Below are 19,620 nucleotides of genomic sequence, written 5' to 3'. Positions count from 1 at the left end.
GCCGGGGGCGAAGCGCCCGGCCAGACCTCGCCGGAGCAGCCCGATGTCCACCCATGACCTGATTGTGCCAGGAGCAGCCGCCACGACCCGGCCGTGGCGCGAGCGCCTCGGCACGATGGTGCCCATTCTGGTGCTGGCGCCGTCGATAGCGGCGAGCTTCGTCTATGTTTTCGTCTTCACGCTCTGGACGCTCTACATCTCGCTGTCCAATTCGTCGCTGTTGCCGACCTATGGGTTCGTCGGCCTCGACAATTACGCTTCGCTCTGGGCAAACCGGCGCTGGAACATCGCCTATACGAATCTCTTCCTGTTCAGCGGCTTCTATATCGTTGGCTCGATGGCGGTTGGCCTGCTGCTCGCGATCGCAATCGACCAGCGCGTCCGCGGCGAGGCGGTTTGGCGCACTATCTTCCTCTATCCGTTGGCGGTGTCCTTCATCGTCACCGGTACGGTGTGGAGCTGGCTCTATAACCCTGTCGACGGTATCCAGGCCTTCGTTCGCGGGCTTGGCTGGACCGACTTCAGCTTCGCCCTGACGGCCAACCGCAACACGGCGATCTATGCGGTGATCATAACCGGTATCTGGCAGTCGTCCGGCTTCGCGATGGCACTTTTCCTGGCCGGTCTGCGGTCGGTCGATCCGGATCTCGTCAAAGCCGCGCAAATCGACGGCGCGTCGGTTTTCCGGACCTATCGCAGGGTCATCCTGCCCACCATCGCCCCGATATTCCTGGCGGTGACGGTCATTCAGATACAATTCGCCATCAAGACCTTCGACCTGGTGGCGGCGTTGACGCGGGGTGGGCCAGGCGTGTCCACCACCTTCCCCGCCATCTATGTCTACGACCTGATGTTCCAGCGCGGGCAAATCGGCGAGGGTGCCGCCGCGGCGATGATGATGCTCGCGGCAGTCGCGGTGGTGCTGGTGCCGTACTCGTTGTGGATCGTCTGGCGCCGGCGGGCGGAGGGCCGCAATGGCTGAAATTGCCCCCAATGCCAGCTTTGACCCGGCCCGCCCCAATCCGACCGGCTTTGATCCGGAAGCTGCCGCAGCCACGCGCCGGCATTTCTGGAGCCGCTTCCTTGTCTATGCCGTGCTGGCGCTTTTCGCGATGGTCTATCTCGTGCCGTTGCTGGTGGTGATCTTCAACTCATTGCGCGAGCAGTCGGAGATTGCCCGCAACGGCCTCATCTCCGTACCTCGCAGCTTCCGGTTCGATGCGTGGGCGCAGGCCTGGGGATCCTACTGTGTCAGCGGTACCTGCGAGGGCATGAAGCGCAATTTCTTCAACTCGCTGGCGATGACGATCCCCGCCACAATCATCTCGACCATTCTCGGCGCCATGAACGGCTACATCCTCTCCAAATGGCGCTTCAGGGGTTCCGAACTGACCTTCAATCTGATGCTGCTCGGCGTATTCATGCCCGGCCAGATTTCGCTGATGCCGTGGGCGTTCCTGCTCGGCAAGCTCGGCCTGACCAATTCCACATATGGGCTGGTGTTGATCCACGTCGTCCAGGGCATCTCGTTCACCACCCTGTTCTGCCGCAATTTCTACGTCAGCATACCGGACGACCTTATCAAGGCGGCGCGCATTGACGGCGCCGGCTTCTGGCGAATCTTCCGCAAGATCATCCTGCCCCTGTCGCCGCCCATTCTGATTGTCACCGTCATCTGGCAGTTCACCGGCATCTGGAACGAGTATCTGTTCGGCGTCGTCTTCACGTCGGGCCAGCAGCAGCCGATTACGGCGGCGTTGGTCGCGCTCACGGCCGGCGGCACGACCGCACGTGCTTACGATGTGATGAGCGCAGCCGTGCTGATCGGCGCGTTGCCACCGCTGCTGATCTATCTGTTCGGTGGCAAATACTTCGTGCGCGGCCTCACGCAGGGCGCCATCAAATGAGGCGTCGCCCATGTCCGCGTTGATGATCCGCAACCTTCACAAGAGCTACGGCTCGCTCGAGATTCTTTCCGGCATCAATCTCGAGGCTAAGACCGGAGAATTCGTCGCGCTTGTCGGTCCGTCGGGTTGCGGCAAGTCAACCTTGCTCGCCATGATTGCCGGCCTGGAAACCGTCACGTCGGGAGAGATTTGGATCGGCGACCGGCTGGTGAACTCGGTGCAACCCAAGGACCGCGACATTGCGATGGTGTTCCAGTCATACGCCCTCTATCCCACGATGACGGTGCGCCAGAACATCACCTTCGGCATGGAAAGCCGCGGCGTGCCCAAAGCGGTGCAAGCGGAAGCTGTCCAGCGCGTTGCCGCACTCCTGCAGATCGAACAGCTGCTTAAACGCAAGCCTGGCCAGCTCTCGGGCGGCCAGCGGCAGCGCGTTGCGATGGGGCGTGCCCTCGTCCGCGACCCGAAGCTGTTTTTGTTCGACGAGCCCCTGTCCAATCTCGACGCCAAGCTGCGCGTCGACATGCGTACCGAAATCAAGAAGCTCCACCATCGCGTCGGCAAGACCACGGTGTATGTCACCCACGATCAGGTCGAGGCGATGACGCTTGCATCCCGCATTGCGGTGATGAACCAGGGCTCGGTACAGCAGTTCGACACGCCGAAGCGGATCTACGACCGGCCGACAAACATGTTCGTTGCCGGTTTCATGGGATCGCCGGCGATGAATTTCATCCCGGCGCGGCTTACCGGCTCGACCAGCATCTCGGTACGCGCCGCTGACGGCAGCGACGCCAGCCTTGCCCTTGCTGCGCCGATGCCCGCCGGTGCGCCAAAGGACGTCGTGCTCGGTATCCGGCCGGAACACATCTACCGTTTCACGACCGACCTGAAGTCCCGCAAACCTGCTGTGGCGTCCATGCAGGCGCCGGTCGAGCTGGTCGAGCCGACCGGGGCCGAGACGCTTGCCGTGCTCAGGCTGGGTGACCTGGAGATCACCGGCCGCTTCGAGCCGGACGACGCTCCCGTCATGGGCGAGACGATAACGCTGGGCATCGATATGTCGCGCGCCTGCCTGTTCGATCCAACAACCAAGGCGCTTCTGTAATTTGATGTCCGTACAATTCGCAACCTATCCGAGCTTGGCCGATCGGGTCGTGCTGATCTCCGGCGGCGCCTCCGGCATCGGCGCCGATATGGTCCGCGCCTTCGCCTCGAATGGCGCCCGGGTAGCCTTTCTCGATGTGCAGGACGAACCAGCGGAGGCGTTGCTGCGCGAGCTCGGCGGTGCCGCCGGGCGGGCTCCCTTATATCTCCATTGCGACGTGACCGACGTCGATGCGTTAAAGGCGTCGGTAGAAGGCGTGCGCGCGCGGCTTGGTCCGGTCGCCGTCCTGGTGAATAACGCTGCCAATGATCAGCGCCATCCCATCGACGCAGTGACGGCCGAATATTGGGACCGCAGCTTCGACATCAATCTCCGGCATCACTTCTTCGCCGCTCAAGCTGTGCATCCGCATATGCAGGAACTCGGCTTCGGCTCGATCATAAACTTCTCCTCCATTGCCTGGCGTTTCGGAGCGGACCAGATGGTGGCCTACGCCACCGCCAAAGGGGCTGTGGTGGCGCTGACGCGTGCGTTGGCGCGGTCGTTCGGACCCGACAACATCCGCGTCAATGCAGTCGAACCCGGCGCCGTCATGACCGAGCGGCAGCGCGAGCTGTGGTTCAAGACGCAGGAGGCAGTCGACCAGACGGTGCAGCGGCAATTGATCCGTCGCGTCCTCCTGGGCGAGGAGATTGCACGGACCGTGCTCTTCCTGGCAGCGGATGACAGCCGCATGATCACGAAGCAGTCCATCACCGTCGATGCCGGCCTGCGCTAGTGACCCCTCTCCGCCCTCCATTGGAACCGCCAAGCTGATGCTTCGTCTCGGCCTCAACCCCTACGGACTGACCTACTATCTCGGACTGCAGGGCCGTGGCACGCCGCGGCACAATCCGGACGGCGTGGGACTCGAAGGCTTCATCGCGCTGGCGCAGGAACTGGGCGCACGCACGCTCGAGATCTACGAACCCTGGTTGACCGACTTGCCGGATGCCGAAATCGTCGCGCTGCGCAAGCGTATGAGTGCGCTCGATATTGTCCCCGTGGTGAGCGGCGGGCTGCTGGTGGCAGGTCCGCTGGACAACGCATTTCGGGCTGCGCGCCTGCTCGAGGCGACGACGATCCGTATCGCACTGACGCCTGTCCTGTGCGGCGACCGCAACGCCTGGGGCCGGAAATGGAGTGAGTTCAATACGACGATCCGCGCTGCGTTGACAGATTGGGGACCGCGTGCGGCGGCCGAGGGCCGGGTACTCGGCATCGAGAACCATCAGGACTTCGGCAGCGACGAACTGGTCGCGTTCTGCGAGCTCGGCGGACCGGGCGTCGGCATCACCTACGACACCGGCAACACTTTTCCTGTCGGCGAGGCGCCGCTTGCCTTCACGCAGCGGATCGCACCCTATGTCCGCCACGTTCACCTCAAGGACTATCGCGTGCAGTTCACGGATGAGGGCTACCGTCTGGTCCGCTGCGCGATCGGCGACGGCGCCGTGCCTTTTGGCGAACTGGCAGCCATCCTTGGCGAGCACCACGACACGCTGACGGCGGTGCTCGAACCGGGCGCGCTGGAGGCCCGTCACGTTCGCTGTCTCACGGACGACTGGTGGAACGGATATGCGCCGAAGACCGCACGCGAGTTCGCGGCCTGCCTGAGTGCTGCGCGCGCGAACCGTCTTGCGGACGACGCCGACTACCGCACGCCATGGGAGCGCGACGATGACGGCGCGCTCGTTTCGTATGAGCTCGACATGATCCGCCGCAGCGCCGCCAATATGAAGAAGTTCGGTTTCATTGCAATGGAGAGATCAGCATGACCACCCGAGACCTCAGCGGCCTGACCGCCTTCGTCACCGGCTCGGGACGCGGCCTCGGCCGCGTGATGGCCGACCGCTTGGCCGAACTTGGCGCAAACGTCGCGGTCCACGACCTCGATTGGGCCCGGCCATCTCAATATGGTGAATTCGCGGACCTCGGCGACTCTGCCCGGGGCTTGGAGAAGCATGGGACACGGGTGACCGCGGTCACCGGCAATATAGGCGACAAGCAAGCTGTCGCCGAAATGAAGAGGAAGATCGAGGCGGACCTCGGCGACGTGCACATTCTGGTCAACTGCGCCGGCGGCGACATCGGCGCCAAGGGCGTAAAGCCCAGTCCCAACAACGCACTCGACATCGACTACGACGACATCAAGGTTCTAACCGAGAACAATCTCATCGGCACGATGTTGGTTTGCCAGGCGTTCGTTCCGCCGATGGTCAAGCGGGGCTCGGGCTCGGTGATCAACATCGCCTCGGCGGCAGCGCATATCGGCTGCTCACCCGAGGTGGTCTACTCAACGCTTAAGGCGGCCGTCGTCCATTATACGCGCTGCCTCGCCAAGGAATTGATCGACGATGGCGTACGCGTCAATGCGGTAAGCCCTGGCGCCACCAAGACGGCACGGTTCCAGGCGAGTCGCGTGGTCGATCCGCAGCGCATGGATTCGAGCAAGAAATCGCTGAACCGGTATGCGGAGCCTGAAGAGATCGCCGAAGCGGTGGCCTTCCTCGCCGGTCCGCGCGCGCGCTTCATCAACGGGCAGGTAATCCGTGTCGATGGCGGTTTCACAATCTTTCCAGGTTAAGCCGCAACCATTGCCGGTTTCGGATGAGTATTTGATCGTGCCGTGACCCGATAAAACTGTTATCGTGCCCTCGCGTCGGGGGCGAAACCATGCAGATCGAGGGGATGGGTTCGGGCAGCATCGGCCGCTGTTTGGCGGTTGTCCGTTGGCAGAGGCGTTACGCTGATGGCGCCAGTGCCGCCTCACAGCGCTGCAACGGCGCTAGCCTCCGGATCCGCGGCAAATGACGGATAATGCCAACGTCCTTGATGCAGTAGTAGTCGGGGCCGGCTGGGCCGGTCTGGGCGTCAGCTATTCGCTGGCTCGGCAAGGCTTGCGCCATGCCGTATTGGAGCGCGGCCGCATCGGAGAGACCTGGCGCACCCAGCGGTGGGATTCCTTCCGGATGAATACGCCCAACGTGCAGACCGTCATGCCCGGCGACTGCTATGACGGTTCGGATCCGTTCGGTGCCCTGACGCGCAACCAGTTCGTCGCCCTGCTTGAGGATTTCGCCAGGCGAAACGAATTGCCGGTCGAACCGGACACTGTGGTGACCGAGCTCGCCGGCGGGCACGAGAATGGCGGCTATCGGCTGATCACCTCGCGCGGAACACTTTTGGCACGCAACGTGGTGATCGCCAGCGGCAACTTGAATTGTCCGGTGCGCCCAGTTTGGGCCGCTGCGTTGCCGCCGGGCCTGCGCCAGATCGATGCTTCTGATTATCGCAGCGCCGCTGATCTCCCGGCTGGAGCGGTGCTGGTGGTCGGAAGCGGCCAGTCCGGTGCCCAGATCGCGGAAGAACTGGCGGAAGCAGGCCGAACAGTCTTCCTTGCCACCAGCCGGGTCGGGCGGCTCTCGCGGCACTACAGAGGTCGCGACATCATGCTCTGGCTCGTCGAAAGCGGATTTCTCGACGTGCGTCGAGACGAGATCATTCGACTTGCGGGGCGCATTCCACCTCGTGGTCTGCTTGGGGTAGAACACACGATAAGCCTGCAAGGGCTCGGCGCCCAAGGTGTCGTGCTGCTGGGGCGGTTCGCAGGCGTCGAAGATGACGGCCGTCTGTCATTCGCCGACGATCTCGAAGAGCATGTTCGTTTTGCGGATGAGGCCTCCGCCAACGTCAAACGCTATATCGACGAATACATCAGCCGCTCCGGAATCGATGCCCCCGTTTCGGAACCCGACCCAGCGGAGACTGTCGCAGCGCAGCTGCCGAATCCGGCTGTCCGTTCTCTTGATGCTGCCGAGTCCGGCATCACGACCGTGGTGTGGTGCACCGGATTCAAGGGCGATTTCAGTTGGGTGAGGCTTTCCGGTCTGCTCGACCCGGAAGGACAGCCTGTTCACGAGGATGGCGTGGCCGCCCTGCCAGGCATCTACTTCGCCGGGTTGGATTTCGCCTCCACGCGCAAATCAGGCATAATATTGGCGATTGCCGAGGAGGCCCATCGCCTTGCGGAACACATCGTGCGGCGTTCGTGACGACCTGGACACCGTCGGCAGGTTTCTAAACCCCCAAGCGGTGAACGGAAGCCGTCACGCCGCCTATCACAGCTTCCTGCAAGCACGCGGCCTTCCGCTGCGAGATGACCTTGTGATCGGCGGTGCAGAGGCGCGCAAGGCTGCGTTTGCCAATGTCACGGCGCTGGCCGCCCGCATGGACCGGCCGACCGCGCTTTTCGTCGAATCCGATCTTGCCGCCGTGACCGCCCTGCACGCATTCGAGGAGGCCGGGCTCTCCGTGCCGGGCGACATAGCGGTCATCGGGTGTGGCAATATCGACGAGGGCGTCATACGGCATTGACGACGATCGGTCCTGAAACGGCCCACTACGACCATTTTGCCGATCATCTGATCTCATTGATTTCGGCAACACCGGGCGCAATACCTACCCTTTTCAGCGTTTCGTGGCAGTTGGTCCGTCGCACGTCCGCATGAGCAGGATCGCCGCTATTTGACGCCTACGCTTTCAGGCCAGAGCGCCTGGATTTCCTTTGGCAGCGCATCTCGCACCTTTGCCGACTGGCCAAGGTCGATATGCCGTGCAAGCACGCGAAATACCGAGCGTACTGCATCCTCGGGATCGACAGGACGGGTCGATTTCAATTCATCGGCGATGTGTTGCAGGAACTCCTCGAGCGAGCGTGTCTTGTCGGGCATGTCGGCGGGCCGATAGCGATCATAGTAGGCGCCGCGCACGAGCAGCGGCAGTTCGGCTCCCAATTTGGCCGCCAGTCCGATCTGTAGCCTGTCCCGCAGGGTTCGCAGAACGGCGCCCAATGTGTGCCAGGCGACGTGGCGATCTGGACCAAGATCCGCCATGATCTCGTCGAGCCAGATGTTTGTTAGTTGCAGCGTTTTGTCAAAAACGTCCAAGCCGGTTGTGCTCATCGTCGCCTCCTCGAAAGGTTCTGCGGGCGAAACGGCGACCGGAGACAATTGTTTCGTGGTCCTGTGAAAATAGCCTGGCAAAGCGATGGAAGCCGGTTTAGGTCGGAGAGCCTCTTTGCGTCAGGTCTGCTCTTGGCGCTTCGGCTTCGCTGCCGACGAGCTTCGCCAGCTTCGGTGAGCGCCGTCTCGAGGCGCGCAGCTCTTCGAACGTCAACGGCGCGCGCAACCTTCCCATGGTCGTATCCGGCCATCTGCGTTCCGATCATGAAAGCCGTCTCTGCTGATCCGAAATGCGTCTTTGTCCCCCTAACTGGGCTTGCGCTCATCGGTTCCGAACGCCTCGCCGTCTAGGCCGGCAATGAGACCAGTCCTCACGTTGCCCGAACCGGATATCTCTTGCCGGACATCTCTTGACTGAATGAGCGGCCCGCGCCGACAATGGCATTGGGAAGATGGCGGATGTCGTCCACGGTGTTCGGCACCACTTGCCGATCAAGCTGCGAAAGGCCTGTCATGGATTGGAAGCTGGAACTGGTCCCGGTCCCCGTATCGGATGTCGATAGAGCAATCGCCTTTTATGTCGGCAAGGTCGGCTTTCATCTCGATCACGACCACACCGTAAGCGACGAGATACGTTTCGTGCAATTGACGCCGCCCGGTTCGGCCTGTTCGATTGCCATGGGCAAGGGCCTCGTCGACAGCCCCCCGGGATCCATAAGAGGCCTGCAACTGGTCGTGCCCGATATTGATGAGGCACACCGGCACCTGGCAGCTCAAGGTATCGTGGTCAGCGATATCAAGGATTTTCCCTGGGGCAGATTTGTCTTCTTTGAGGATCCCGACGGCAACACCTGGTCTGTCCAGCAACTTCCACCTCGCAGCTGAGGCGGCGCGCTACGGCAGGGTCGCGCCCCGACGCAGATAGCGCGGGATGCACGCTTCAACTCGAACGCATCCCGGCCTAACGCCTCTTCTCGTCGAAGGCGGCGTTCCAATTGTGATAAGGCGCGCGAAAGGTGGGGATGCGGTTCTCGACATCGGCAAGCTCTTCGAACGGCTTGTGCGGTTCCGCCTGATACCAGAAAGCGACCGACGAGATGTCGTCAGAGCGGCGATTGGCGTGACCGTGCTCGATGGTCACCCGGATGCGTTTGTGAAAGATGACCGGGTCTTCTATGTGCCAGCGATAGAGCGTAACCGGCTCGGTCCAGTTCGGCCCGCCGGCGGCGATGATGCCGTGATAGGACGCACTGTAGTCCTGTGTCGGGCACCATGCCGTATTGAAATAATCTTCCGTGCCGGTGCCGTGCAGCGTCGGCGGCCATGCGTCGTTGGCGCCGGGGCTGGTCTCGCCACGATCGCCGACCAGTTCGGCCTTCGGGCCGATACGCGGATCGGGCTTGCGCACCGCATCCGGCACGGAAATGCCCGGCTCGCCATCGACGAAGATCATGTCGTCGCCCTCGCCATACCAGTCCCATAGAGGGGAACGGCGCCGCGAATAGACCGAATAGAGCAGGCCGACATAGTGGCCGTGACCCTCCGCCTCCAGGATGGTGTAGTTGCCGTTCCCGTCGGTATTTTCCCCGCCAAACAGGACCTGCTCGTTGGCCAGCCCCGTCTCGTCGATGCCATCGGGTCGCTGCTGCCTGTATTGGGCGTGGAAGCGGCCCAGGCCTTCCTCGAGTTCCTCATGCAGTTCGAGATCGACATAGTAATAGAAAAGCAGGTCGTCCTCAGCTTCATTGGTGACGGTGAAGCGCATATGGCTGGCAAACGGCATCGGAAAATAGCAGTTGAAGGCCTTGCCATCCTCTGGACTTGCCTGCACCGGCAGGCTGGCAAAATTGCGGGTGCGGGCATGGCCCATGCCGAAGAAATCGCCGATCGGTGTTTCGATGCTCGGATGTTCTTCACCATCCCAATAGGCGCGCAATACGATCTTGCGCAGGAAGTCCTCGCTCTTGCAGGCGAGCGTCGCCCAGATATGCGTGATGATGCCGGCACCATAATGCTCGGCAATCACCAGCGTCTGGCCAGGTTCAATATGCAGCCGGTCGTCATTGCCGCCGGTGCGGTCGTAGCTTGAGAACCGGCGGGTTTTGGCATCGCGCAATTTGGCGAGCCCGCGAAGCGGCGACAGGCCGGCATTATCCATGTGTTTCTCCTCTTGCTTCAGCGGTTATTTCAGGCCGCTTGTCTTGATGGATTCCATGATCTGGCGCTGGAAGATCACGAAGAGGACCAGCATCGGCACGGCGACGATGGTCGAGGCGGCCATGACATAATTCCAGGCGGCGGCGTACTGGCTCTTGAAGTTTGCGATGGCAACCTGCACCACCCAGAGGTTGAGGTCCGATGTGATCGTCAACGGCCACAGGAAAGCGTTCCAGTTGGCGAGAAAGAACAGGATCGCCAACGCCGACAGGATCGGCCGGCTGAGCGGCAGGATGATGCTCCAATAGATGCGCCAATAGCTGGCGCCATCCATGATCGCCGCTTCTTCCAGCTCCCTCGGCAGCGACAGGTAGTATTGCCTGAGCAGGAAGATGCCGAATGCGTTGAAGATCGCCGGAATGATCAGCCCGGCATAGCTGTCCAGCATGTGCAGCGTCCGCGTCAAAATGAACAGCGGCACGATGATCACCGGTAGCGACACCAGGAACGTCGAGAACATGGCGAGGAACAGGATGTCGCGGCCCGGAAAACGCAGCCGTGCGAGCGAATAGCCGGCCATCGAATGGAAGAACAGCGCAGCGACGGTCACCGTCGCCGACACGAAGAACGAGTTGAAAAGGTAGCGCAGGAACGGCACCTCGGTCAGCACATAGAGGAAATTGCCGAGCGTCGGCTGTTCCGGAATGAGGCTCGGCGTGAAGACGTCGCTCGCCGGCTTGAGCGAGATGACCAGCATCCAGACAAGCGGGAACACCGTCATCAGGCCAAGCGCCGCGGTCGCCAGCATCCAGGCAAGCCTCGCCGCTCGTATCTGCGAACGCGTGGAAGGAGTTCGGCTGTCAGTCATGCTCGAAACGTCCGCCGCGCGTCAGCAGGAAGAAGAACACCGTGACCAGCATCAGCGCCAGCACCAGCAGCGATGCCATTGCCGATGCATAGCCGAAGGCGCCGAACTGGAACGCCTGCTTGTAGATGTAGATGATCAGCACCGAGGTCGAATTGACGGGCCCGCCCTTGGTCATCACATAGATCAGGTCGAAGACCTGGCCGCCGGCGACAGCCGCGACCAGCGAGACCAGGAGGACGAAGAAGCTGGTCGGTTTGAGCAAGGGCAAGGTAATGTACCAAAAGCTTGTCACCGGCCCGGCGCCGTCGATCTTTGCGGCCTCGTAATACTCTGCCGGGATGTCCTGGAGCCCGCCGAGGAAGATCAGCATGTAAAAGCCCATCAGGAACCAGACGCTGACCAGCACCAGCGTGAACAGCGCCAGATTTGGATCGCCGAGCAGCGAAATTCCGCTGAGGCCGACGAGCGGCGCCAGCCGGCTGACGATGCCGACCTTCTCGACCAGCATGAGTTGCCAGACGAGCGCCACGACGACCAGGCTGACCATCTGCGGCGCAAAGAACATCGAGCGCATGACCGCGTTGAAGCGGTTGGTCTTCTGCACCAGAAGCGCCAGCCCCAGCCCGGCGGCGTAGAGCGCCGGCACCAGCATGACGGCATAGGCCACGGTCACCTTCACCGACGACCAGAACAGCGGATCGCTCCACATGCGCCGATAATTGCCGAGCCCGACGAATCTATAGCCGCCGAAGCCGTTGACCTCGAAAAACCCGACGGCGAGCGACAGCAGCATCGGCACGCCGACGAACACCAGCAGTCCGAGCGCATCGGGCAGGACGAACAGCCATGCGGCGTAGCGTTCCCTTTGCTTGGCGGTAAGGCCGCGAGCGGATTTGGCGCCCGCGGCCGGCGATTTCATCTCGTCTGCGTGCATGCTGGAAGGGGACCTAAAGGATCGGCGCGCCGGAATAGGAAGCGAGGAACGCGTCGAGTTGCTGACTGGCTGCCGTCGCGGCCTGCTGGGCATCGACCCCGCCAAGCTGTGCCGACTGGATGGCATCCGAGATGATCTTGTAGGCTTCAGGCGGAACCCGCGGTTCGGCACGCGTTCCCGGGTGGATTTCCTTGGCGAAGGTGCCGAACTTACCCGTGCTGAAGACATCGGCGCCGGCCTTCAGTGCGCTGTTGCGCGGCGGCATGTCGCTTTTGGCGACCGTGCACCAGTTGACGACCCGGTCGATCGATCCCTGATCCATCGAGGCCAGCGCCCAGGCGCAGAACTGGGCGGAAGCATCCGGGTTCTTGCCCCCGGCATTGGCGACGAAGGCCCAGCCACCGCCGACGGTGACATATTTGCCATTGGCAGGTGTCGGCAATTTGAAGATGCCGTAGGGCACGTCCTTGGCGTTGTTGTCCATCGCCGAAATGCCCCAGATGCCGCAGCTCTGCATGGCGCACAGCCCTGCCCCGAGATTGGCGACGATGTCGAAGCCGCCGCCGACCACCTGACGCGGCGCCACACCGGTATTGATAGCATCCTGCCAGAGTTTAAGCGCCTGGACCGTGGCCGCCGAATCGAAGGCGCTCTTGCCGTCCTTACCCTGGAATTCGCCGCCGCCCTGCCACAGAAACGGATACCAGGTGAAGTTCTGGTAATAGCCAGGCGTCGTTTCGAACAGCACGCCATAACGGTTGGGCGTCGTCAGCTTCTTGGCAACCGCCAACAACTCGTCCCAGGTCTTCGGCACGTCGTTTTCGTTGAGCTTTGCTTCCTCGAACGCTTTGACCGAATAATAGAAGGCCATCGGCTCGACCTCCATCGGCACGCCGTAGATCTTGCCGTCGACCATGCGGTTGGCGATGACGCTTTCCGGGAAATCGGCTTTCGCGGCATCCTCGATATGCGGCGTCAGGTCGGCCAGTACGCCGCCATTGTAATAACGCAGGAAATCGCCGGGGCTGATGAGGAAGATGTCGGGGCCCTCGCCCGACGCGAAGGCCGTCGCCAGCTTGGAGCCGGAGATGTATTCGCTGTTGACGACATATTCGAGCTCGACCTTCTGGTCGTGGCCGTCGTTCCAGTCGGCCACCAGCTTTTCGAACCACTGGACCTGTGGCTTCACGTCTCCGCCCGGCGCATAGAACTGCCAGAATTTCAGCGGCGCTTCCTGAGCGCGCAAGGCCATCCTATTGATGAACGGGAAGCCTGTAAGGCCGGCGGCGGCGAAAGTGGCGCCGCCCTGGATCAGCCGACGGCGGTTGAGGGTCGTTTTGTCAGTCATCATTTCCTCCCTGGGTGTTGTTCGGTCGAACGTTGGCGAAGGACCTCCGTTCCCTCTGCCGGCATTTGACGTCATGCGCTGTCGGATGGGCTCAACGCGCATGGGATCACTTCGGTGCGCGGCGCGCCCTCGACTTTGCCGCCCAGGCGCTCGAGCAGCATTTCCGTGGCGCGCTTGGCGAGCATTGTCGGGCTGTTGCCGACACGGGTCAGCTTCGGCCTGACATATTCCAGCTGAGGCAGGTCATCGAAGACCGCGATGGCGATATCCTGAGGGATATTAATCGCATGGTCGTAGAATTCAGTCAGCGCACCGGAGGCCATCAGATAATTGGCGAAGAACATCGCCGACGGCAGGTTTCCGCCGTGCTTGTCCAGGAGCCAAGCGACCGCCTCCCGTCCTGACGGGGCAAGATAGCTTCCCTCGAACCGAAGATCGGCGGCGATTGGCACGCCATTGTCGGCAAGCCCTTTCTCGAAGCCCGCGGCACGCGCCATCGCCTCCTTGAAAAAGGATGGCCCGGTGACATGGGCGACGCGGCGATGGCCCCTCTTCGCCAGATACTCGCCCATCAGATAGCCGCCGCCGAAATCGTCCAGCTGGACGCTGTCGACGGCTTGATTGGGGAGATTGCCGATGAAGACGGCGGGCAGATCGAGGTTGAGCAGCTCGCTGTGCATGCCGTGCAGCGCGAAGTCGGCAACGATGACGCCGTCGACCCGCTTGCGCCCGATCTGGCGCAAATACTCGCGGCCGTGATCCTGTGAATGTCCGCCCGGTACGTCGGTGTTGAAGATCAGCATGTCGAGGCCGACCACTTCGAGCGTCGACTGCGCCGTCTTCACCAGCTCCGGGTAGAACGGGTTGCGGATGTCGGGGATCAGCATCGCGATGATGTTGGTGCGGCCGGTGCGCAGGCTCTGCGCCTGCGGGTTAGGCGTATAACCGAGTTCGTCGATCGCCGCTTGTACGCGCTCACGCAGCGGTTTCGATACCCGGTCCGCATGGTTGATGACATGCGACACTGTCGTGCGCGACACGCCCGCTCGCGTGGCAACTTTGGAAATCGTGCTCATAGTGACAGGTTATGAGCACATGAATGCATTTGCAAATCGATTTTACTGACGCCTCGCAGATTGGAGTCGTCCGGCGGATTGCTGCACAAATGACCAAAGAAAAAGCCGGACTGTTAAGCCCGGCCAAGCGTGAAGGTCTGTAACCTCCAGAGGGGAACGCGCCGGACGCAATGGGAGGAGACGTCCGACGCAACTTTCATATGGGTCTGTATTGGTGACGTTTCAACGACATGGCAGTGGACCAACGTCGCTGTTGCCATAGTGCCAGGAACGCAAAGCATTCGAAGGGAGCGGTGGATCGCAGCTGCCAGTCGGATACAAAGGTTGCCGAATGCAAGGCGGGGTCCATTGCTCCTGGCATAGGGACTTCAGTCTGTAAGACTGTCGACCAAGGACCTGCACGGCCAAACTTTGGTCCGAGGCTGCTATCGCAAAAGCCCGAAATGCGAGAGTTTCAGGAACTGAGTTCCAAAGAACCCCGTTGCGATGCCGACTGGTACAGGAGGCCGCTATGGACCCGAGCATTCATCAGGCACGTTGGCTGCTTTTTCCGTTGTTTGGCCTGTGTTTCGGGATCGCGGCCATTGGATTTATTGTTGGCTGACGGTGGGAAGTCGGCGCTATCACCGAGAGACGCAACCAACGGAAGGCAAAAGACTTGCGCAGTAAATAGTCCCTTCCTGCGCCAGCGAGACCCACCAGTTACCATCGTGGGACTGGTGGGTCTTGACGTCCCGGATACAAACCATTGTTTTAAGCATGACACGAAGTCGAACAGGAGGCAGCACGACAGGTCCGTATGATTAAGGGGATTTACGACATGCGACTGGCAAGTTCATTGATGACGACCCGGAGACGAAGGACCAGATCTTCACGAGGACGTCGTGTCGGTATTTCCGTAATCGTGTTGACCTTCATTCTCGTCGTAGGCCCGTATCGCGTCATGTTCGACGGACCGTCGCCGACGCTCGGCCCGCAGGCCGCCTGTGCCAAAGACGGCGGGAACGGCAACGGCAATGGCGGAAACGGGAACGGGAATTCAGGCAATTCGGGTGGAAACTCCGGCAATTCAAACTCGAACGCTGGAGCCGGCAAGGGCAAAGCAAAGTCGCAGGACGACAATCCCCCTGATCCCGCCCCTGCGGTAAACCCCGACAGCAAGCCAAAACTCTTTGTCAACGCGACCACAGGAGACCGGGTCGAGGTGCGTGGGCCGAGCATTGGCGTGGTGCATTCGAACGGCCTCAGCGAACGCATCGACAGCGGCCAATATGAAATGCGGGATGCCAAGGGCCGCACCATCATTCGGCGCCTGGCGACGCGTTCCGATCGGGACAGATTGCTTGAAATGATCAACTGAGGGCCAGTTCACATAGCTGCGCTGTGCGGCAATTTTGGCTCAAGCATGATCGCGAACAGTCGGATGCCGGCGCTCAGTCGCGTCGCGCAACGTCATTGCGGCTTCGGTCCTGTTGCTGACGTTGAGCTTGGCCAGGATTCGCGTCATGTGGTGCTTTATCGTTTTCTCATGCAGGTTCAGCCGAAGCCCGATCCGCTTGTTGCTCAGTCCCGCGGCAACCAGCGTCAGGATCTCCCTTTCGCGGCTGGTGAGTTCGGCAAGTCCGTCAGCTTTCGCCGGCTCTTTTGATTGAGCCGACAGATCGGCCAACAGGCGCGCCGATAATTGTGGACAGACATATCGTTCGCCCGACGCTACCGTGCGCAGGATCGCAGCCAACGTCCTCGATCCGACCCCCTTCAAAACATAGCCCCTTGCCCCGCTCTGCAACGCGGTCATCACGTGCTGGTTTTCTTCCGAAACGGTCAGCATCACGATTTTCAATGCCGGCTGCCGCTCCAGGGCCGGTCCGATCACACCAAGGCCACCTCCGGGAACCGAGATGTCCATCAGCAGAATGTCGGGCCGCTGGTCTTCGATTATCCGCAGGGCGTCATCTCTGCTGCTTCCTTCACCGACTATCTCGAATCCGCCGATCTGATCGAGCGTGCGCACAACCCCTTCCCTGAACAGAGGGTGGTCGTCGACGATGGCAAGCTTGATGGCTGCGGTCATGTCTGCCCCATTTCAACGATGTTGAGAGCCATTTTCACGATCGTGCCACTTTGTGAGGAAGTCACGGTAAACTGGCCCCCGAGGCTTTCCACCCGCTCGCGCAGCCCAACGAGCCCCAGCCTCTCGGGACGCACGATTTGTGGGTCAAAGCCAGGGCCGGCGTCGGACACTTCGATACAAACGCGCTCGCCGTCGAAATGTTTCTCGACCGACTGACCTTCACCTCCGGCATGGCGAAATCCATTGTTCAGCGCCTCCTGGACGAAGCGGAAGATGCAGATCTTGGCCGCCGGCGACAACGTCGCATGGCCGCCGGTCATCGATAGCGCCACTTTGGCTCCGGTTCGTTCTTCGTGCGCTTGCACGGCAAGCTCGAGAATTTCGGCCAACTCGGCATGCTCGATATGCGGCAGGACAAGGCCCTTGCTGATACTCCTGATCTCGCGCATGGCTTCGTCCAGATGTGCTTTGACGGCTAGCAATTCCTGTGCACGTTCGGCTGACGGCGTAGCGGGATCGGCAATGACGGGGCTGTCGATCCCCAGCGCTGCGAGAGCAACCAGTTGCGCGGGCCCATCGTGCAAGTCCGCACCGATGCGCCTGAGATAGCGTTCGTTGAGTGCGGTGGCGCGCTGCGAGGCACGCTGCACCTTCAGCCTCAACAGTCTGTTTTGAGCAAGCAGGTCGGAGAGTTCAGCAATGCGCTGCTTCAACGAGCGGCTCTGCGAACTGATCGTGCGGCTGCCACGGAACACGATTGCCGACAGCCCGAGAAAGAAGGCCGTTGTGACGGCGGCAACGTCCAGCCAGGTTCGAATAAGTGCCTGATGCAGGTTTCTTTCGAAATCAGTGGCGACCTCGTAGAATTCCGAAACGGCCACCACTTCCCCCGACCATGGCTGCAGCACCGGGTTGTAGATCTCGAGGAGATGCAAGCCGCTGGCTCTTTCGGCCTCGCTGTCCGGATCGTCGAGCTTGTCGAACTCCGAAACCATTTGGCCTGCAAACGCCGCGCGGAGATTGCCGCTGGGTTCAAAGCGCTTGCCGATCAATGTCTTGTCGGTCGAATACAGGATGGTTCCGTCGCGACGCCAGAGCTTGAAGGATTCGAGCCTTGTGCCGAGTGCCCCTTGTCCCAGCGTTTCATCGAGCGCGTGGGCGACGCTCTCGTCGAGGACTTCGCTCTTGCGCATATCCGGAAGCAGCGGCGCGATAACGCTGTCCACGTAAAGAGCCGTAGCGGATGCCGAATTCTGCGTGACCACGGCTTCTATGTGGCTCGTGACTGAAATCCCCACCACCACCATGGCCGACAGGGAGAATAGACCACCCGCGAGCAGGAACTGCGTGGCCAGCGACAACGCGTTCCAGCGGCCGACAAGGCTTGTCACCCAGTGTGGTCTAGTGTTCCGAGTGGCCCGCTCGGCAACACGCCGCATCAGTGGCGCGATTCTGGAGAACCGGCTAATTTGCTGTCGAACGTCGCTAAAAGACGCCATCCTTGGTGTGTAACCGATCAATTGCGATGGAACTAGGGCCTGATGAGAGGGCGAACAGCGCATCCGGCGCTTTTTTGCGCAACTGTCTCATTGCGTCGTTCGGTAAAGCTCGGACGCGGCCTGCTTCAGTGCCGCCCGTCCATCCGGCCTCAGATACATCATGTGCCCGCCTTCCAGCACCTCGGCGCGAATGGGCTTTGCGCCGGCAAGTGAAGGAATTTGACCAAGCAGGTAGCGCGAGCCCATGTACGGCGTCACCAGGTCGCTGTAGCCGTTGACGATCAGCACGCCGAGATTGGGGTTCAGCGTGCGCGCCTGCTGAAGGTCGTCCATGACACCCGCATAGCCCTGACGCGTCGGGCTCGTTCCATAGTCCCAATTGCCGCTAACTTCGCGGTTGAGAAGCCGATAGCTGATATCCGTACGGAAGTTCAATTCATCACGCACGTAGCCGACGAAAGCAGAGGTGAGCGCCGGCACGCTTCGGTCGAGCACCGGATCGGGACCCTCGACTCCAAGGCTCTCTGGCGCCACGTCCGCCGTCGCGATGTTGCCGTCATAGGCGCTGAGAACATTGCCCTTTGCCCGTGCAAACTCCTTGGCAAAGAGCCCTATGGGAATGCGTGCAAAGTGCCGCTGGACAAGGTTGAGCGGCAGACCGGTGATTTCGGCGACACGCTGGCTCGCCAGCCGTCCACCTTGCTCCAGTCCACCGGCTAGCGCGGCCAGATAATCGCCGAGCGCATAGCGTTCGACTTCTGCCAGCCGCTCCTGCAGAGCCGGGCCGGAAACGCCTTCGCTGTGCAGGCGCACTGCCGCCAGCGACGGCAGTTCCAGCGCCCAGTGGAGCGGCTGGAACTCGTCCGGGCGCACCAGCGTGAATTCGAGCGCCGGCGAAATCAGCACGACGCCGCTCGGGCTGATGCCGATGTCTTCCTGAAGCTTCCTGGCGAGCAATGCCGCCCGAAACCCGCCATAGCTTTCGCCGGCAAGAAACACCGGCGATGCCGTGCGGTTGGTCTGCGCCAGATAGAGCCGGATGAACGCGCCTATCGACGCGGCGTCCTGACTGACGCCCCAGAAGCTGTGTGCCTCCGTGCCGGGCGCTTCACGGCTGTAACCGGTTCCGACAGGGTCCACAAAGACCAAGTCGGTCATGTCGAGCCAAGTGTCGGGGTTATCGAACAGCCTCTGTGGCGGCGGCAGGAAACTTCCATCGGCCGCCGTCGCCAGGACCCGCGGACCGAGCGCGCCGAGGTGCAGATAGGCGGAAGCTGCTCCCGGACCGCCATTAAACACGAAGGTGATCGGACGCCGCCGATCCGGTCCCGTTTCTTTTCCGGGATGCAGTGCATAGGCGACATAGAAAATCTCGGCGGTGATATCGCCTTTGCCGGACGGCAATGACAGCGTGCCGGCCTTGGCCTCGTAATCGAGCGTGCGTCCGGCGATGACGATCGAATGATCGGAAGTCTGCGGCGGCGGCAGGAGCGAGAGAACCCCGCCTGTGGGCGGCGGCCGCTGGGCCGCCTCCGCATGACTGGCCCCAGCGCCGGCGGCCAACAGCAGAAGAGCGAGGGCGATTTCTTGCAGCTTGATAAGCATGACGTCTCCGGAGCAATTGGCTGGAAACTAGCACACCGTCG

19 protein-coding genes are annotated in these 19,620 nt (G+C 61.5%); 10 read left to right on the top strand and 9 right to left on the bottom strand.

Annotated elements, in window-relative coordinates:
* Nucleotides 1-43: 43 nt before the first annotated feature.
* The 8 genes from NKI01_RS24785 to NKI01_RS24750 all read left to right on the top strand — a co-directional run bounded on the left by NKI01_RS24785 (nucleotide 44) and on the right by NKI01_RS24750 (nucleotide 7,431).
* Entirely contained in the window at nucleotides 44-982 is a 939-nt protein-coding gene (locus tag NKI01_RS24785; RefSeq protein ID WP_352965031.1) for a carbohydrate ABC transporter permease, read from the top strand.
* A complete protein-coding gene (locus NKI01_RS24780) occupies nucleotides 975-1,907 on the top strand; it encodes a carbohydrate ABC transporter permease (protein WP_352515696.1) in 933 nt (310 codons plus the stop codon). The genes NKI01_RS24785 and NKI01_RS24780 overlap by 8 nt, the downstream gene beginning before the upstream one ends.
* 10 nt (nucleotides 1,908-1,917) lie before the next feature.
* Nucleotides 1,918-3,015 (top strand): ABC transporter ATP-binding protein, encoded by a 1,098-nt coding sequence (locus NKI01_RS24775; protein WP_023720288.1) that lies wholly within the window; start codon nucleotides 1,918-1,920, stop codon nucleotides 3,013-3,015.
* A 4-nt stretch (nucleotides 3,016-3,019) separates the two neighbouring features.
* Entirely contained in the window at nucleotides 3,020-3,793 is a 774-nt protein-coding gene (locus NKI01_RS24770) for an SDR family NAD(P)-dependent oxidoreductase (RefSeq protein ID WP_023720287.1), read from the top strand.
* A 37-nt stretch (nucleotides 3,794-3,830) separates the two neighbouring features.
* Nucleotides 3,831-4,832 carry a sugar phosphate isomerase/epimerase family protein gene (locus NKI01_RS24765; RefSeq protein ID WP_352640242.1) on the top strand — a complete coding sequence of 334 codons (1,002 nt, stop codon included), beginning with the start codon at nucleotides 3,831-3,833 and terminating at the stop codon, nucleotides 4,830-4,832.
* Nucleotides 4,829-5,641: an SDR family NAD(P)-dependent oxidoreductase gene (locus NKI01_RS24760; protein ID WP_023720285.1), complete on the top strand. Its 813-nt coding sequence runs from the start codon at nucleotides 4,829-4,831 to the stop codon at nucleotides 5,639-5,641. The genes NKI01_RS24765 and NKI01_RS24760 overlap by 4 nt, the downstream gene beginning before the upstream one ends.
* A 223-nt stretch (nucleotides 5,642-5,864) precedes the next feature.
* Nucleotides 5,865-7,109 (top strand): flavin-containing monooxygenase, encoded by a 1,245-nt coding sequence (locus NKI01_RS24755; RefSeq protein ID WP_352482017.1) that lies wholly within the window; start codon nucleotides 5,865-5,867, stop codon nucleotides 7,107-7,109.
* Nucleotides 7,081-7,431 carry a substrate-binding domain-containing protein gene (locus NKI01_RS24750; protein WP_352965028.1) on the top strand — a complete coding sequence of 117 codons (351 nt, stop codon included), beginning with the start codon at nucleotides 7,081-7,083 and terminating at the stop codon, nucleotides 7,429-7,431. The genes NKI01_RS24755 and NKI01_RS24750 overlap by 29 nt, the downstream gene beginning before the upstream one ends.
* 146 nt (nucleotides 7,432-7,577) lie before the next feature.
* Here NKI01_RS24750 and NKI01_RS24745 read toward each other — a convergent pair whose 3' ends face one another.
* Nucleotides 7,578-8,018, bottom strand: coding sequence for a DUF2267 domain-containing protein (locus tag NKI01_RS24745; protein ID WP_023720283.1), 441 nt, complete (start codon nucleotides 8,016-8,018; stop codon nucleotides 7,578-7,580).
* 513 nt (nucleotides 8,019-8,531) lie between these two features.
* Here NKI01_RS24745 and NKI01_RS24740 point away from each other — a divergent pair.
* Nucleotides 8,532-8,903: a VOC family protein gene (locus tag NKI01_RS24740; RefSeq protein ID WP_352494756.1), complete on the top strand. Its 372-nt coding sequence runs from the start codon at nucleotides 8,532-8,534 to the stop codon at nucleotides 8,901-8,903.
* 76 nt (nucleotides 8,904-8,979) lie between these two features.
* Here NKI01_RS24740 and NKI01_RS24735 read toward each other — a convergent pair whose 3' ends face one another.
* The 5 genes from NKI01_RS24735 to NKI01_RS24715 form a co-directional block, all read right to left on the bottom strand.
* Nucleotides 8,980-10,176 (bottom strand): glycoside hydrolase family 172 protein, encoded by a 1,197-nt coding sequence (locus NKI01_RS24735; protein WP_023720279.1) that lies wholly within the window; start codon nucleotides 10,174-10,176, stop codon nucleotides 8,980-8,982.
* Between the two features lie 24 nt (nucleotides 10,177-10,200).
* Entirely contained in the window at nucleotides 10,201-11,043 is an 843-nt protein-coding gene (locus NKI01_RS24730; RefSeq protein WP_023720278.1) for a carbohydrate ABC transporter permease, read from the bottom strand.
* The gene (locus NKI01_RS24725; RefSeq protein WP_031194369.1) at nucleotides 11,036-11,962 is read right to left on the bottom strand and encodes a carbohydrate ABC transporter permease; all 927 of its coding nucleotides are present in this window, start codon (nucleotides 11,960-11,962) and stop codon (nucleotides 11,036-11,038) included. Before NKI01_RS24725 ends, NKI01_RS24730 begins: the two co-directional genes overlap by 8 nt.
* Nucleotides 11,963-11,990: 28 nt before the next feature.
* Nucleotides 11,991-13,325, bottom strand: coding sequence for an ABC transporter substrate-binding protein (locus tag NKI01_RS24720; protein ID WP_023720276.1), 1,335 nt, complete (start codon nucleotides 13,323-13,325; stop codon nucleotides 11,991-11,993).
* 71 nt (nucleotides 13,326-13,396) lie between these two features.
* Nucleotides 13,397-14,401, bottom strand: coding sequence for a LacI family DNA-binding transcriptional regulator (locus NKI01_RS24715; RefSeq protein WP_023720275.1), 1,005 nt, complete (start codon nucleotides 14,399-14,401; stop codon nucleotides 13,397-13,399).
* Nucleotides 14,402-15,308: 907 nt separating this feature from the next.
* Between NKI01_RS24715 and NKI01_RS24710 the strand changes: the two genes are divergently transcribed.
* Nucleotides 15,309-15,761 carry a hypothetical protein gene (locus NKI01_RS24710; protein WP_051409701.1) on the top strand — a complete coding sequence of 151 codons (453 nt, stop codon included), beginning with the start codon at nucleotides 15,309-15,311 and terminating at the stop codon, nucleotides 15,759-15,761.
* A 39-nt stretch (nucleotides 15,762-15,800) separates the two neighbouring features.
* Here NKI01_RS24710 and NKI01_RS24705 read toward each other — a convergent pair whose 3' ends face one another.
* The 3 genes from NKI01_RS24705 to NKI01_RS24695 all read right to left on the bottom strand — a co-directional run bounded on the left by NKI01_RS24705 (nucleotide 15,801) and on the right by NKI01_RS24695 (nucleotide 19,579).
* On the bottom strand, nucleotides 15,801-16,475 hold the full coding sequence (locus tag NKI01_RS24705) for a LuxR C-terminal-related transcriptional regulator (protein WP_023720273.1): 675 nt from the start codon (nucleotides 16,473-16,475) through the stop codon (nucleotides 15,801-15,803).
* Nucleotides 16,472-17,914: a sensor histidine kinase gene (locus tag NKI01_RS24700; RefSeq protein WP_352482096.1), complete on the bottom strand. Its 1,443-nt coding sequence runs from the start codon at nucleotides 17,912-17,914 to the stop codon at nucleotides 16,472-16,474. Before NKI01_RS24700 ends, NKI01_RS24705 begins: the two co-directional genes overlap by 4 nt.
* Before the next feature lie 147 nt (nucleotides 17,915-18,061).
* Nucleotides 18,062-19,579 carry a S10 family peptidase gene (locus tag NKI01_RS24695; RefSeq protein WP_352965025.1) on the bottom strand — a complete coding sequence of 506 codons (1,518 nt, stop codon included), beginning with the start codon at nucleotides 19,577-19,579 and terminating at the stop codon, nucleotides 18,062-18,064.
* Nucleotides 19,580-19,620 lie beyond the last annotated feature (41 nt).

Source organism: Mesorhizobium sp. M0815, assembly GCF_040319995.1.
Taxonomy (GTDB): Bacteria; Pseudomonadota; Alphaproteobacteria; order Rhizobiales; family Rhizobiaceae; genus Mesorhizobium.
This window is presented reverse-complemented; position numbering and strand designations above follow the sequence as displayed.